15 protein-coding genes are annotated in these 15,688 nt (G+C 49.9%); 9 read left to right on the forward strand and 6 right to left on the reverse strand.

Features of this window, described 5'->3' with window-relative positions; translation table 11 throughout:
• Nucleotides 1–98: 98 nt before the first annotated feature.
• The 3 genes from GVY43_RS08705 to GVY43_RS08715 form a co-directional block, all read right to left on the reverse strand.
• Nucleotides 99–1,655 (reverse strand): FMN-binding glutamate synthase family protein, encoded by a 1,557-nt coding sequence (locus GVY43_RS08705; protein ID WP_159563662.1) that lies wholly within the window; start codon nucleotides 1,653–1,655, stop codon nucleotides 99–101.
• Between the two features lie 78 nt (nucleotides 1,656–1,733).
• Nucleotides 1,734–2,120 carry a hypothetical protein gene (locus GVY43_RS08710; protein ID WP_159562915.1) on the reverse strand — a complete coding sequence of 129 codons (387 nt, stop codon included), beginning with the start codon at nucleotides 2,118–2,120 and terminating at the stop codon, nucleotides 1,734–1,736.
• An 83-nt stretch (nucleotides 2,121–2,203) separates the two neighbouring features.
• Nucleotides 2,204–3,052, reverse strand: coding sequence for a MurR/RpiR family transcriptional regulator (locus tag GVY43_RS08715; RefSeq protein ID WP_159562916.1), 849 nt, complete (start codon nucleotides 3,050–3,052; stop codon nucleotides 2,204–2,206).
• A 162-nt stretch (nucleotides 3,053–3,214) separates the two neighbouring features.
• On the opposite strand from GVY43_RS08715, the gene GVY43_RS08720 reads away from it, so the two are divergent.
• From GVY43_RS08720 to GVY43_RS08750, 7 genes are all read left to right on the forward strand, one after another.
• Nucleotides 3,215–5,674, forward strand: a complete 2,460-nt coding sequence (locus GVY43_RS08720; protein ID WP_159562917.1) for a bifunctional diguanylate cyclase/phosphodiesterase — start codon at nucleotides 3,215–3,217, stop codon at nucleotides 5,672–5,674.
• Nucleotides 5,675–5,811: 137 nt separating this feature from the next.
• Nucleotides 5,812–6,693, forward strand: coding sequence for a phosphogluconate dehydrogenase (NAD(+)-dependent, decarboxylating) (gene gnd, locus GVY43_RS08725; RefSeq protein ID WP_159562918.1), 882 nt, complete (start codon nucleotides 5,812–5,814; stop codon nucleotides 6,691–6,693).
• An 89-nt stretch (nucleotides 6,694–6,782) separates the two neighbouring features.
• Nucleotides 6,783–8,126: a gluconate:H+ symporter gene (locus GVY43_RS08730; RefSeq protein WP_047794873.1), complete on the forward strand. Its 1,344-nt coding sequence runs from the start codon at nucleotides 6,783–6,785 to the stop codon at nucleotides 8,124–8,126.
• 16 nt (nucleotides 8,127–8,142) lie between these two features.
• Nucleotides 8,143–9,642, forward strand: coding sequence for a gluconokinase (gene gntK, locus GVY43_RS08735; protein ID WP_159562919.1), 1,500 nt, complete (start codon nucleotides 8,143–8,145; stop codon nucleotides 9,640–9,642).
• A 116-nt stretch (nucleotides 9,643–9,758) separates the two neighbouring features.
• Complete coding sequence (locus GVY43_RS08740) at nucleotides 9,759–10,040, forward strand: hypothetical protein (protein ID WP_159562920.1); 282 nt, start codon at nucleotides 9,759–9,761, stop codon at nucleotides 10,038–10,040.
• Between the two features lie 8 nt (nucleotides 10,041–10,048).
• Nucleotides 10,049–10,528: a GNAT family N-acetyltransferase gene (locus GVY43_RS08745; RefSeq protein WP_236548948.1), complete on the forward strand. Its 480-nt coding sequence runs from the start codon at nucleotides 10,049–10,051 to the stop codon at nucleotides 10,526–10,528.
• A gap of 50 nt (nucleotides 10,529–10,578) precedes the next feature.
• Entirely contained in the window at nucleotides 10,579–11,313 is a 735-nt protein-coding gene (locus GVY43_RS08750) for a polysaccharide deacetylase family protein (protein ID WP_159562922.1), read from the forward strand.
• Nucleotides 11,314–11,385: 72 nt separating this feature from the next.
• On the opposite strand, the gene GVY43_RS08755 is transcribed toward GVY43_RS08750, so the two are convergent.
• Together GVY43_RS08755 and GVY43_RS08760 are read right to left on the reverse strand one after the other, a co-directional pair.
• Nucleotides 11,386–12,456 carry a diguanylate cyclase gene (locus tag GVY43_RS08755; RefSeq protein ID WP_159562923.1) on the reverse strand — a complete coding sequence of 357 codons (1,071 nt, stop codon included), beginning with the start codon at nucleotides 12,454–12,456 and terminating at the stop codon, nucleotides 11,386–11,388.
• A 156-nt stretch (nucleotides 12,457–12,612) separates the two neighbouring features.
• Complete coding sequence (locus GVY43_RS08760) at nucleotides 12,613–13,131, reverse strand: dihydrofolate reductase family protein (protein WP_159562924.1); 519 nt, start codon at nucleotides 13,129–13,131, stop codon at nucleotides 12,613–12,615.
• Between the two features lie 75 nt (nucleotides 13,132–13,206).
• Between GVY43_RS08760 and GVY43_RS08765 the strand changes: the two genes are divergently transcribed.
• The gene (locus GVY43_RS08765; protein WP_159562925.1) at nucleotides 13,207–14,097 is read left to right on the forward strand and encodes a YafY family protein; all 891 of its coding nucleotides are present in this window, start codon (nucleotides 13,207–13,209) and stop codon (nucleotides 14,095–14,097) included.
• 76 nt (nucleotides 14,098–14,173) lie between these two features.
• Nucleotides 14,174–15,118, forward strand: coding sequence for a peptidoglycan DD-metalloendopeptidase family protein (locus GVY43_RS08770; protein WP_159562926.1), 945 nt, complete (start codon nucleotides 14,174–14,176; stop codon nucleotides 15,116–15,118).
• A gap of 33 nt (nucleotides 15,119–15,151) precedes the next feature.
• Here the strand turns inward: GVY43_RS08770 and GVY43_RS08775 are convergent, their stop codons facing one another.
• The gene (locus tag GVY43_RS08775) at nucleotides 15,152–15,550 is read right to left on the reverse strand and encodes a cytidine deaminase (RefSeq protein WP_074035820.1); all 399 of its coding nucleotides are present in this window, start codon (nucleotides 15,548–15,550) and stop codon (nucleotides 15,152–15,154) included.
• Nucleotides 15,551–15,688: the final 138 nt, after the last annotated feature.

Here is a 15,688-nt window from a genome sequence, read left to right on the forward strand (position 1 = left end):
ATCTGGTAGTTTCTACAATGGAAATGCTAAAAAACATCCCACGTGTATGCCTTCTTTATCGGCAGATTCGTGGGATGTTTTGATAGATTCACTTCATTCTAGTGAGATAAATCATAGCCTGTCCGAACACGGCCATCCGGTTCTTGATACACCACATGATCTAGTGACAGTTCCGTCGGCGATTGAACGCCTGCCGCAGCCGTCATATTGTACAGCCCTTCCCGGAGCGAGATGATGTAGTTCGTCACCCGAAAACTTTTCTCATCGACAACGAGGGCACGCTGCAGTTTCGGGTCAGTCGTCGCGACACCGACCGGACAGCGATTCGTATGGCAAACCTGTGCCTGGATGCACCCGACATTGAACATAAGTCCGCGAGCGATATTGACGAGGTCTGCGCCGAGCGCGAGTGCGATGGCTATCTTATCCGCCGTGATGAGTTTCCCAGAGGCGAACAGTTTGACTCGGTCTCGCAAACCGTGCTCGATGAGAAGGTGATGCACGTAAGGGAGCGCCGCCTTCAGCGGTAAACCGACTGTATCCGCAAGCTCTTGATACGTCGCACCCGTACCCCCTTCACTCCCGTCGATGGTGATGAAGTCAGGTACAATTTGAGATCTCGCCATCTCTCGGACGAGCGAGTCGATGTCTTGCAACTTCCCAACTACAAGTTTGATGCCGACCGGCTTCCCACCGATTTCACGTAACCTCTCAACAAATGCCAACAATTCCACATGGGTGTGAAATTCAGAGAAGCGGTTCGGGCTGTCAATGGTTTCCCCGACTCGTACATGACGGATTCGGGCAATCTCCTCGGTCACTTTCGATCCGTCGATATGTCCACCACGTGTCTTCGCGCCTTGGGCAAGTTTCAGTTCGAACGCTTTCACTTGCGGAAGATCACTCTTTTGTTTGAATGCCTCGACTGAAAACCTACCGTCTTCATCCCTTACACCGAAGAGCGCCGGCCCAATCTGACAGATGATATCGACGTTACCTTTTAAATGATAATCGGACAATCCGCCCTCCCCCGTGTTCATCCACGTACCACCCGCACGCCCGAGCCCAATCGAGAGGGCTGTGATGGCCCTGTCTCCAAGCGATCCGAAACTCATGGCCGACTGACCGACAAGCCCTCGAACGTAGAACGGTTCCCGACACGTCTCTTTCCCGATGATGATGATATCTTCTTCTGTTAATAAGTACGGGGAGATGTCTCGTTCGACGAGATGCTCTTTTCGGGTAAAGAGATTGTCTTCATCGAGTTCATACACCCACGTCGATACCTTGGTTGAATTGTCGATGCGTAGCTCGTTCCGGTTCGTCGGGTAGAGGGCATTCTGAAGATAAAATCCGCCTGCCTCAAAGTCTCGCTCCGAACCGAATCCGATGATGCGCGACTTATATTTCCCGGCAATGACGGCCGCCTCGTACTCGTTCCGCGAGAACGGCTTCGCCTCATTGTCGTTCAAGAACAAGTATTGCCGAAGTTCAGGTCCCATCTTCTCAAATATATAGCGCAACTTTCCGAGAATCGGGAAATTACGAAGGACGGAATGTTCGCGCTGGTTCCGGTCACGCCGCCACAGATAAAAAATCAAGAGCGGCGGGGCCGTTATGATCATGAGTAAGAGGACAAGTAAGATGGTCAACATCGACGTATTGAGTGACACGCGTTTCCCTCCTCCATTGCTCGACGAAAAACACCCCGTTTAAAACAAAACAGGGTGTCATCAGTCGCTCGGGATCGTGACCCCGTCAAATTGTTCATTACGGCATAACGTGATTGCCTGCATCGCCAACTTGTAGTCCTCTTCCGGCAAGGCAATCAACTCGGTCGGAAGAACCCATTCTTTTGAGTTATACAGATGGATGACGAGCTTGGCGAGCACAAATTCTCGTTTATCGAACGTATTGTCATCGATGATAGTCGAGGTCCGGATCTTCCCTGCCTCTAAATCCATATAAGGAAGCAACCGTTCACGAACATGGGTGTTTCCCGCAATCACATACAGCGCGGCGAAATATTCTCGACCGGTACTGCCCGGATCCGTGAGCCGTTGTGCCAACCGTTTGAACTCGTTGTAGTGGTCGGAAGATAAAAAATCAATATGGTTCATCGGTCCACCTTCTCTCTCTAAGCCTCGCTTTGCTCTCAGGGTTTATAATTTCCACCTTTTTGTAGAAACTAACCCTATTTCGCTCAGATTCGGCGCATCGATATCGCCTCGCGCATCTGTTGAAGCGATGCCCGGGCCGCGTCCCCTCGCCGAATCATGACGGCTGTAAACAAGGCGTCAATCAGACTGAGTTCCGCAATGCGGGAAGCGAGTGCCTCTGAGCGAAATGCCGTTTCTTGAGACACCGTAAACAGAGACACGTCCGCAATCTTCGAAAGAGGTGACTTCGCATAGTTCGTGATGGCGATTGTCGGGACACCTTTCTCTTTTAACAGTTTCGCGATATCGAGCGTCTCTTTCGAAGCACCGGAATGCGAGATGACGACGGCGACGTCTTCTGCCGTCAGCTGTGAGGCTGACATGAGCTGCATATGCGACTCGAGCATCGCGCTCACCTGAAGACCGCTCCGCACAAACTTATGGTACGCATCGAGTGCGACGACGGCCGACCCGCCGCTCCCGAAAAATTCGATGCGGCGCGCCCCAAGAAACAACTCCACCGTTTTCTCAAGAGAGGCACCATCTAAAATCTGACGGGTCGATTCAATCGTCTTCCCGTTCGTCGAAAAAATTTTCTCTGCGATTTCGAGTGCCGTATCCGTCTCGGTAATATCTTCATGAATATCTTGAAGCGGCGCGACGACATCTGAGGCGAGTGCAATTTTTAACGCCTGATAGCCTTTAAATCCGACACGCTGACAAAAACGGAATACAGTGGATTCCGCGACATCGAGGTCATCTGCCACCTGATTGATGGTATGATGAATGATTTGTTCTGGCTGCTTTAAAATGTAGTCGGCAATGCGTTGTTCTTTTTTACTCAGTGTCGAATAGGCACCACGAATGCGGGCCGTCCCGTTCATCGTTTCCATCAAGAATCACCCTTTCTCTTCTTCAATCTAACGATACCGTTTCGAAAAAAATTCCGCAATGTGTGATTCATCCAAATGATTGACCCACCTTACAAAAGTAGGCAAGAAGCGTGATTCCCGAGTGTGCTACTCTAATAAAGCACTTTTTAACTGCTTCACTCTTTGTACCATTTGAAATCGAAAGGACTGTTTCTCATCGAACATCACCTGAGTAGCTCATATAACTTACCACTCGTCATTCTTTCCATCGCTGTCGCCATCTTCGCTGCCGGTGTCGCTCTCGATATTAGCAGTCGTTTGAAATATGCGAAACACGCCTCGCGACTCAGGTGGGTCGTAGCTGGCGCCTTCAGCCTCGGTCTCGGCATTTGGGCCATGCACTTCATCGGCATGCTGGCGTTTCACTTGCACGATGATGTGACGTACCATCTTGGCATCGTACTATTATCCATCGTGCCGGCCGTCGTCGCTTCCGGACTTGCTTTCTGGATCATCAGTCACCCTGAGACAAGACCAATTCAACTCGTCTTTGGTGCCTTCTTGATTAGTGTCGGAGTTGTTTCGATGCACTATATCGGGATGGAAGCGATGCAGATGAATGCGATTCTTACCTATGACCCGGTCATGTGGGTCGCTTCTGCCATCGTCGCCTTCGTCGCATCGCTCGTCGGCCTGTATATCCTTTTCTATATCCCAAACGTCTCCCGATTCCATTGGCGTCGCCTTGCCAGTTCTGTATTAATCGGGGTCGCCGTTTCCGGCATGCATTACGTCGGGATGGGCGCGGCTCGTTTCACAGAGATGAGCGAGGGAACGCAACCGGTCAGTGGATACTCGGTCGATAGTACGCTCCTCGCCTACGTCATCGCAGCGAGCGTCATGACACTTTTCATTTTGATGTACATATCGCTCCGGACGGCTTCGCAACTGGAGGCACAGTCGGAAGAACTCGAGTTGAAATTCGAATCCATCATCGAATCCGCCTCGGATGCCATCATCGTCGCTGACCACACTCGTGTCATTCTACAGTGGAACCAAGGAGCGACCGACTTGTTCGGTTACACGACTGACGAGATGGTCGGACAATCGATTGTCGCCATTATTCCAGAACGTTTCCGCGAGGCGCATGAACGTGGAATGCGTCGCTACGAAGCAACGGGTGAAAAACGCGTCATCGGTCAAACGGTGGAACTCATCGGACTAAGAAAGGACGGCGTCGAAGTACCAATTGAAATGTCTCTCGGCACGTGGAAGACAGAGAAAGGAATCTTCTTCAGTAGTATCATCCGTGACATCAGCGAACGGAAACGGATTGAGGCGCAAATCAATGATCTCGTGTATTTGGATCCACTCACGGGACTCCCGAACCGCCGCCTGTTCAGTGACCGACTCGATGCTCTTCTCGGTCAATCCCAGCAAGAGCCGTTCGCGCTATACTATATCGACTTGGACAATTTCAAAGTCATCAACGACCGCTTCGGCCATTCGATTGGCGACCAGTTCTTGAAACAAGTAACCAATCGGATCGAGTCGACCATTCAAAAGACGGACACGCTCGCCCGACTCGGTGGGGATGAGTTCATCATCTTATCGCCTGATACGAAAAGTAACTTGGCAGCCCATCACGCACAGGAACTCATCAACGTCCTCCATCCTCCGTTTGAACTCGAGAATGAAGAAGTGTTCACGGGTGCCTCGATTGGAATCAGTCTCCATCCGTCCGATGGCGATACGGCCGAGGAATTGATTAAGAATGCCGATATCGCCATGTACCGGGCGAAGGCGGACGGCAAAAACGGCTATCAATTCTTCACGAACGAGCTGAACGAATCAGTGTCCCGCCGCTCGAACTTATCAATGGCGCTCCGTAAAGGCATCGGTCGTGGCGAGTTCTCTGTACATTATCAACCGCAAATTCAGTTGGAGACGGAAACCATCATCGGTATGGAAGCGCTCGTCCGTTGGCAACACCCAGAACTCGGGATGATTTCACCTGGTGAGTTTATTCCGATTGCTGAGGAAACAGGGAGCATCCATCGTCTCGGGGAGTTTGTTTTAAATGAGGCGTGTCGTCAAAACAAGGCGTGGCAAGATGCGGGGATTCCCCCGTTCCGAGTCGCCGTCAACATCTCGGCCGTTCAGTTTGCACAAAAAGATTTACCAGAGGTCGTCAGTCGGGCACTCGCCGCATCCGGTCTTGCGGCACAATATTTAGAGCTCGAGTTGACCGAGAGTGTCATCCAAAGTGCAGATCGCGCCATCGAAACGATGCATGAACTCGTCGCCCTCGGTGTCCATCTTTCCATCGACGATTTCGGAACCGGGTATTCCTCCCTCAGTTATTTGAAGCTGTTCCCAATCGATACGCTCAAGATCGACCAGCACTTCACGAAGAATATCGAGAGCGACGAGAAAGATGCAGCTCTTGTCAAAACAATCATCCGGATGGCGCACGAACTCGATTTGAACGTCATCGCGGAAGGGGTCGAAACAGAGAACCAAGTCGCTTTCCTGAAAGCCGAATCATGTAATCAGGCACAAGGATATTTCTACAATCGTCCTTTGCCAGCCGAAGAGATTGAAGTCTTCTTCCAACAATATAAGAAAGCATCATCGAGTTAATCCGTTCGACCTCCCGTTGTGGAGGTCGATTTTTTATTCGGAAAAGAAAAAAATTCCGTAACCCTACTTGTAAATCGAATTTATTTTGATATGATGAATACAGAGACGGAAAAAAATTCTTTTTCAGGGGTGACAATATGGAAATTGGTTTGATTGGTTTAGGGAAAATGGGTTACAACTTGGCACTCAACTTGAGCGACCACGGACACACAGTCATCGGGACGGACGTCGGGGACGTCACATCGGACACCTTTACGATTGTGCCGACACTCGAAGATGTCGTGAGCAAGTTGTCGACACCACGTATCATCTGGGCGATGGTCCCGGCCGGAGATGTCACGGAAGCGGTGCTCGCCGAATTGTATGAGCGACTCGAGCCAGGCGACATCGTCATCGACGGCGGGAACTCGAACTACAAACTCTCGGTCGCACGCGCCGAACAGTTCGCCGAGAAAGAGATCAAATTCTTCGATTGCGGGACGAGCGGAGGCACGGACGGGGCACGAAATGGTGCCTGTACGATGGTCGGGGGTGACGCGGAGGCGTGGCCAACGATTGAACCAATCTTCAAAAATCTGTCTGTCGAGAATGGCTACTTGTACACGGGTCCTGCCGGAAGCGGTCACTTCTTGAAGATGATCCATAACGGCATCGAGTACGGGATGATGCAGGCGATTGCGGAAGGATTCGATATTCTCGAGAAGAGCCCGTTCGATTACGACTACGAACAAGTCGCACGCGTCTGGAACCACGGCTCGGTCGTCCGTTCTTGGCTCATGGAACTCACAGAGAACGCCTTCAAGAAAGATGCGAAGCTCGATGAGATTCGTGGGGTCATGCACTCATCCGGTGAAGGCAAATGGACGATCGAGACGGCGCTCGACCTGCAAGCCGCGGCACCGGTCATCGCCCTTTCGCTCATGATGCGCTATCGCTCTCTCGAAGACGATACGTTCTCAGGTAAAGTCGTCGCTGCACTCCGCAACGAGTTCGGTGGTCACGCGGTCGTCAAGAAGTAACATCTGTGGAAAAGGTCACGGGGATATGGCCTTTTCCTTTGTCAAAAACTGTAAACGGTTACATATTCGGAATTTAGGGGGAATACTCAATGTCTGGCTCAACACTTATTTTGATCGCCTTAGCCGGGATCTTCTTGCTCTTGTTTTTGGTCATTCGCACAAAACTTCATGCATTCGTTTCGTTATTACTTGTCAGTTTAATCGTCGGGGTCGCAGCTGGCATGCCACTCGGGGATGTCATTGCCTCCATCCAAAACGGGATGGGCGGAACGCTCGGCTTCGTCGCCGTCGTCGTCGGTCTTGGCGCGATGTTCGGGAAGATGCTCGAAGTCTCTGGCGGCGCAGAACGCCTCGCCCAAACACTCGTCAGTAAGTTCGGTGAAGACAAGGCGCAATGGGCACTCGGGATTACCGGGTTCATCGTCGCTGTCCCGGTCTTCTTTGATGTCGGCTTTATCATTCTCGTACCAATCGTATACGGTCTCGCCAAAAAGACGGGACGCTCGCTTCTTTACTATGGGATTCCGCTCCTTGCGGGTCTCGCGGTCACGCATAGCTTCATCCCACCGACACCTGGTCCAATCGCTGTTGCGAACTTGATCGGTGCCGACCTCGGTTGGGTCATCTTGTTCGGTGTCATCGCCGGGATTCCAGCCATGATTTTAGCCGGTCCTGTTTTTGGGAAGTATATTGCTAAGAAGATTCATGTGACGATTCCGGATTACATGGAATTCAAAGAAATTGACACATCAAAAGAACTGCCGAGTTTCAAAATGATCTTGTCGCTCATCTTGATTCCGCTCGTGTTGATTTTAGCGAACACGCTCTCAGCGGTTCTCTTGGACGAAGGCAACGCCGTCCGGGATTTCTTGACATTCCTCGGACATCCATTCGTCGCCTTGACGATTGCGACGCTCCTCACATTCGTCTTCCTCGGGACACGCCGTGGATATTCACGTGACGAAGTACAAGAGATCGCAACGAAAGCACTCGAGCCAGCCGGGATTATCATCCTCGTCACAGGGGCCGGTGGTGTGTTTAAACAAGTGCTCATTGACTCAGGTGTTGGTGACGTGCTCGGTGAAATGATGGCCGGTTCACCACTTCCGGCAATCGTCCTCGCCTTCTTGATTGCGACGGTCGTCCGTGTCGCCCAAGGATCGGCAACAGTGTCGATGGTCACGGCAGCCGGACTCATCACACCGCTACTCGAAATTCAAAACATCACGGGTGCGGCACTCGGTTTGATTGTCATCGCCATCGCTTCAGGGGCGACAGTCCTCTCACACGTCAACGACTCGGGCTTCTGGCTCGTCAACCGATACTTCGGTCTCGATGTGAAAGACACGCTCAAGTCATGGACGATTATGGAAACGATTATCGGACTCACCGGCTTCGCCGTTGTGTTCTTGATTAGCCTATTTATCATCTAAGTTAGGAAGTGATTGTGTGTATACGATTGGGGTCGATATCGGGACGACGAGTACGAAAGCTGTCCTGTTCAACGGTCATCAACAACTGGCGGTACATAACGTGTTGTATCCGCTTCTCACGCCCGATACGGAGACGGCCGAGCAAGACCCGGTCGTCATCTACGGGGCCGTGCTTGAAGCCGTCTTGGCGGTCCGTGCCAAAGCGGACGGTCCGATTCGCTTCGCATCGTTCAGCTCGGCGATGCATAGTTTGATTGCGCTCGATGCGGCAGGACGTCCGCTCACGAACAGCATCACGTGGGCCGACAGTCGGGCGAATCCGTATACGCAAGAAATCAAACGCAACTTTGATGCGAGCGCCCTCCATATGCGTACCGGTACCCCGGTCCACCCGATGGCACCGCTGTCCAAATTGCGCTGGTTGAAAGCGGAGTACCCTGACGTCTTTACCCGGACGGACAAGTTCGTCTCCATCAAAGAATATGTCTTCTATCGGTTGACGGGACGCTTCGTCGTCGACCACTCCATCGCCTCGGCGACGGGGTTGTTCAATTTGAAACAACGAGATTGGGATGCGGAAGCACTGACGGTTGCCGGTGTGACACCAGATCGTTTATCTGAACTCGTGCCGACGACAGAAATTTTACATGTGACACCAGACGTGACCGAGACGCTCGGCTGGGACTTCCCGCTCGTCATCGGGGCAAGCGACGGCGTGCTCTCGAACCTCGGGGTCGGTGCCTTCGAACAAGGCGTCGTCGCCGTGACAATCGGGACAAGTGGCGCCATCCGGACAGTCGTCTCGGAACCGGTCGAAGATCCAAAAGGTCGCATCTTCTGTTACGCGCTGACGGACAAGCATTGGGTAATCGGTGGACCAGTCAATAACGGCGGCATCATCCTCCGCTGGCTCCGTGACGAGTTCGCAGCAAGTGAGGTCGAGACGGCGAAACGACTCGGGATCGACGCGTACGATGTGTTGACGCGAATCGCCGAGACGGTCAAACCGGGTGCGGACGGACTGTTGTTCCATCCGTATTTGATGGGTGAACGGGCTCCACTTTGGGATTCGAACGCTCGCGGTTCATTCTTCGGGCTCAGCATTCACCATAAGCGCGAACATTTCATCCGCGCTGTATTGGAAGGGGTCATCTTTAACCTCTATACGGTCATGCTCGCACTCGATGAGTTGACGGGCGCCCCGAACCGCATCCATGCGACAGGTGGTTTTGCCCAATCGAGCTTGTGGCGTCAGATGATGGCAGACATCTTCGATACGCCGGTCGTCGTGCCGGAGAGTCATGAAAGTTCATGTCTCGGGGCTGTCATGCTCGGGGAATATGCCTTCGGGGACATCGAGGAGTTCCAAGAAGTACCTCAAGTGACCCACGAGCATACACCGGACATGGAAGCGACGAACGTCTATCGGGAGCTTTTGCCGATCTACATTCGCCTGTCGCGTCATCTGTCGGAAGAATATGAAGCCATTTCGGCGTTTCAACGGAAGCATGTGTGACGTCAAACCGAGTCCTTCAAGGGCTCGGTTTTTTGAATCATGACAGGAGATTTCGTTTCATACATGGAAAGTAAGTGCGAGGTTGAACTGTCAACATTAGAGAAGGGATTGGTCAAATGGCGATCGCAATCGGATATCTCATTGCAGGTCTAGGCGCATTCGTGGCGTATTGGTTCAGTACAGGCGAAGCACGAAACACAAAATTGAAAATATGGGGAATCGCTCTTATGATTCCTATATCACCTGCCTTAGCCTTTTCAATCGGACTCTCCTACGCCATCAGTGTGCAGAACGGTTGGGCCGGATTGATCATGTGGTTGATTTTCCCTGCGATCTTCTTTAGTGGTCTTGCGCTTCTATTGGTCGGTCTATTCAAAAAAGAAAAGAAAGTCGTTTGAGCGATATGATGATCATACTCAAGACACCACGTTGCCTCATCCGCCCGTTCGAACGACAAGACATCGAGTCGTTCATGACCTATCGGAACGACTTGGACTGGATGAAGCATCAATCGTTCAAAGGGCTCACCCGTGAGGAATATGAAAACGTCCTACTCGGTGAACAATCGCTTCAACACGGCATGCAACTCGCCATCATTGACAAAGCGACGGATGAATTGATTGGTGATGTCTATATTCAGCAAGAAGGTACGACCTATTGGATTGGCTACACCATCGTACCCACGCGAGCGCGTCAAGGCTATGCATTTGAAGTGATGTCGGGATTGATTCGTCACTTGAATGGTCAAGGAGCGAAAGAGTTCAAAGCCGGTGTGCATGGGACGAACACGGCATCGATCGCGCTATTGAAGAAATTGAAATTCACCTTTTTCGCGACAGAACTTGACGAACAAATTTATCGTCTCGATGTCTCGGACATATGGTAAAGTATGTATCACATGTCACTTGGTTTTGATTTGAGGGAGTTTTGAATTGAATGATGAAACGCGTTCTTTTACTCATGTCGATCTTTCTATTGATTGGGTCTTTGTCTCAGGCTGCGATCCCGGATCCGAAGGCCTATAACGACCCGAGTCTTATCTATTTGACGCTCGATGATGGACCGAACTGGAAAACGGGAAAGCTACTCGATGTCTTGAAGAAACATCAAGTGAAGGCAACCTTCTTCATCCTCGGGAAGAATATCGAAGGAAATGAGCATCTGCTTCATCGCATGATTGCGGAAGGTCACCTGATTGCCTTACACGGGATGCGGCACGAACGGGATGAATTTTATGAAACACCGTTGACGGCCGTACGTCAGATGCAGGAAGTACAAGCACTTATCTATGAAGTGACAGGCATTCATACGAACATGGCCCGGACGATTTACGGGAGCGACGCCGGCATGACATCCGCACACTGGCAGGCGATGACCGATGCCGGTTTTGAAATATGGGATTGGAACGTCAGCAGTCTCGACCATGTGTATAAGAAAGACAATGCACGCGTCGAACAACGCGTATTCGACCTCCTCGAAGCGAATCGTACGGCGAATATTGCTTCCATCATTTTGGCGCACGATCACTCGATGACACCGAAAGCACTTGATACAATCATCCGCTATGCGAAAGAACGAGATTATGAATTCCGGACCTTAGAAGGTGCCCACCCGGTTCACAACTTTTCCGATGTGTGGGAACCGCATTTAAGCGAACGAGCGACCCCATGACTGCAGATCATCTTAATGGTCTGCAGTTTTTATACAATCCAAAAGCGTATCGGGATGACCGACACGCTTTGTTTATCCAACTATAGTTTCCGTCACGTGTGTACGATTTCTACCACTATTTTTCGCCTGATATAAACAATCATCTGCCAGACGAATCATCTCACGTAGATTCTCGCTCTTTCCGTTCGCAATCCCAATAGAAACGGATAACTGAATTTTTTGTTGATCGAGTAGCTTGAACTCATGTTTCGATATACTATGTCTAATCCGCTCCGCTACGTTGACCACCTCACTCTGAGAAAGCATTGGAATCAAAAGACCAAATTCTTCTCCACCGATCCGTGCTTTAATGTCTTGATTCCTTGTTTCTCGGTGCAAGAGTTCTGCAAATTGTTTCAATACCTCGTCGCCGTTCGCATGACCATATTGATCGTTGATTTGTTTGAAGTGGTCAATATCTAAAATCAATACATTACATGTCGTATATTGTCCTTTGAACTTTTTCATCTGCATCTCCCATGCTCGACGGTTTGCCAGACCCGTCAAATGGTCGGTTTCCGCTGAAACTTTATACTCTCTCACACGGTGATGGATGAGATATAGATCAATATTCAGCATGGTGATCAACAATCCGATTGGGAAACTGATCATTGTAACCAACAACGCGACATCGAGAGCACGTTCCGTAAATCCGCCTCCGACAAGAATCCCCATTGCTGCAACTAAACATGTCCACACGTTCAACGTAAGACCGAATTGGAAAAGCCGCTTCTGTAGCCAGACGATTCGATATGTCAGGATCGTCCCGATCACCATCGTAAAGAGGGCGACACATGCCACAATCGAGTAAAAGTCGATACCGTAGCTGAATCGGTGAATCGACATGATTGTAGCTGCGATAAACAACGGAGAGACCAAACGATAAAACCCGAGTAAAAGGAGGACGAGAAAACGAAAATCAATTTTTACCGCATTCTCAAATTCAATACTTTGCGTGATTAGAAAAATCCCGAAACATCCCGAGAGCACACCGATGATGAATTTTTGGATGTGCACATGTCTCGTATGATAGTTCATGATCTTCGAGATGAAATAGATGCCAGTAAAAGAAATACACGAATTGGCGATTAGACTCATGAACATTAGTTGGTCCCCTTCACATTTGTCATGTCACTTCCACTCTCTACATATATCCAATTTCCATCATCAACTAACATGCTAAGGTGTAAAAAATTCTACAAAATGAATATTTTTCCTTATTATGAAAAAATCGAGCCCTTATGTGGACTCGATGCTCATTTATCGTTCATATGTCACCATCACAAATTGACCGGAGGCGTGGTGACTCGTCAGTCGAAGTTTCGTCTCTTTCGTACCTTCTGGGAAAAGAGGGATTCCCTCTCCTAACACGACCGGCGCAATCGCAATCTCATAACGATCAATCAAGTCATGTTCCATAGCGGCTTTGATGACTTCCCCACCACCAATGAGCCAAATATCTTGATCAACTTCTTGCTTTAACCGATTGATGAGTTCTTTGATTGGTTCGTCCGTGAATGTGACATGCTCGGCCTCACGGTTAGCCTGACGTGTCAAAATGTAGTTCGGGATGTCTTTGTATGGATACATTCCCTCTTCTAACTTCAACACTTCCTCATACGTCTTCCGTCCCATGATGACAGCACCAACGGTCTTGAAAAATTCAGCATAGCCGTTGTCCCCATCCCCCTCAACAGCAAATAACCAATCGAGTTGGTCGTTTGACCGAGCAATCTTTCCGTCTAAACTCATCGCAATATATAACACTACATTCGGCATCCTGTTTTCCTCCTTGATTCGTGATACATTCAGTTTAATCAATAAACACGACAAAAGATGACGGGAATGATTCGAATGAGAAAAAGACATTTACAATTGATTCGGCTACTCAATCATGGACGACGCTTCACGGCTGAAGAACTGGCTCAGGAGACAGGCGCCTCCATCCGGACGATTCAACGGGACATGCTATCGCTCGAAGAGCTCGGTTATCCGATTTGGAGCGTACCTGGAATCGGCGGAGGATATGAGATGTTGCCGAATCGTTTATTGCCCCCGCTCCATCTCCGCGAACAAGAAGCCGTCGCACTCTATCTCACGCTCAAATGGATGGAACACATCCCTGACGTGCCATTTGGGGATATACGAAGTACATTGTCCGACTGGTATGTGAACGAGTTGCCGCACGACCTCGCAGAGAAGATTCGTCGATTGGAGCGAAACATCCTGTGGCTCGGGAACAAACAAATTCCCAAAGCGCCGTTCACGAAAGAAATCTATCAGGCGGTCGAACGTCGAAACAAGATGAAGATGACCTATCGGACGACGAACGGGCAACGCACGTTCACCGTTGCACCAGTCGGTATGGCACTCCTTGATTTGAAATGGTACGTCTTCGGGCTCTCCGAACTGGGGCTTCGGCAATATCGGATTGATCGCATCGAGGCGGTCCACATGCTTGAGGAACCGTTTGAGTCCGAGGATTTGATGAGCGTATTGCAGACAAGTGATGAACGAAACGGTGTGACCGTTCGACTCGACCTCACCCCACTCGGTCGCCGTTTGCTTGAAGATGTATTACCCGATATCGATGAATTGAATGAGTGGGAAGTCCCGAAAGAAGAGCTGTCATTTTTATCGAGGCAGCTATTGAAAGCCGGAGCGGAAGTGGAGGTCAAAGCGCCAAGCGCATTGCGGGAGATGATGAAGGAGCATGCGGAACGCTTGATGCAGCGATATATGTAATTTTTGGTGATGATCACGAAACATTTATAAATTTTCGTCCGTATAATAACCAACACTCAACAAAGGCGGTATAGATATGCGTCACGCGTACAAACAGTTCATCCAACTATTCAAATCGGGTCAGTTCGATGACATTTATCATCAGACGAGCGACTCATTCAAATCTCAGTATTCCATGGATGCCTTTCATCGGCAGGCGTCCGCTTTCCATCACGGCATTCGGCGCTATCGCCTGCTCAATGAAATGGTGTTGAACGGGAATCGGTATGTATTATGGTCGGATTCTCGAAAAGAAAAGTTATTGTACGTCCAATTCAATCACGCGAATGAGATCGCATCCATCCAGATGACTGTCTCATCCTCTTCAAAAGAGACTAATCCTTTTACTCAGAATAAATACCATCTCCCATTCAAAGAAGAGTGGTTCGTCGTCTCCGAAGGGACAACCCTCGGAACTTATCATCATGATCCAATCCGAAAAAAGCGTGATGGTTATGACTTTTTGAAAACACAAGAGCAACAACCTTACAATCGTAGAAAAATCGGGATGGACGGCTCGTATGCGTTTGGGGAACGAGTGATTGCTCCATTACACGGGACGATTCATCAAGTCGTGGATGGGTTGTCAGACGAACTAGATGCTGATCATCCATTCGGGAATCACGTCATCATTCAACATGCGAACGATGAATATTGCCTTCTCGCCTATCTTGAGAATGGTTCCATTGCCGTGAATGTGGGAGATACGGTCAAAACCAAACAGTTGATTGGGCGCTGTGGGCGCTCCGGAATTACGCCTGAGCCACGCTTGCATATGCGTGTCATGAATCACCCGGATGTGTACAGCGCGACCGCCCTCCCGATTCAATGGAAAGGTCGATTACGACCTATGCGTGGAAAAGTAGTCACTTCCCGCGAGGAAGAAGGATGGTCGTATGGGATTGCAGCCCTCGATTTTTCAGAACTGCTCCTTTATGTTGTTCAAGCCATTCCGCGATTATTTTTTCGCTTTTTTGGATAAGAAAACCCCTCAGGAATCTGAGGGGGTTCAATATCACATATCCAAATCAGTGAACGCGAGCGGAACGAGTTCCCCAAGCGTCACTTCTTTCACATCGGCGTTGCCGTTTGTGAGAAGTACTTTGAAGTCAGGATCGCCGAACTCGACCATGACTTGGCGGCAGATACTGCAAGGTGGCAAAAAGTCTTCCGTGTCCCCAGACACGGCAACCGCTTCGAAGTCACCTTTTTTGTATCCTTGAGCGACTGCTGTGAAGATTGCTGTACGCTCTGCACAGTTCGTTGCTCCGAACGAAACGTTCTCGACGTTGACGCCGTCGATGACCGTACCGTCCTTCATGAGAAGTGCCGCGCCGACGCGGAACTTCGAATATGGTGAATACGCATTGTCCTTCAATTGGCGTGCGCGCTCGACTAATTGTTGTTGGTTCATCTTAAGTCATTCCTCTCGAATATCGAATGAACTGATGCCAGTCCCCATGCCTCTCATTTTGGGCAGGATTTTTAGCATACACCCACCCCAAAGAGAAGTCAATGACTTTTTACAAACGCTTTCATGAATAAACAAAAA

Source organism: Exiguobacterium sp. 8H, assembly GCF_902506255.1.
In the GTDB taxonomy this organism is placed as follows: domain Bacteria; phylum Bacillota; class Bacilli; order Exiguobacteriales; family Exiguobacteriaceae; genus Exiguobacterium; species Exiguobacterium profundum.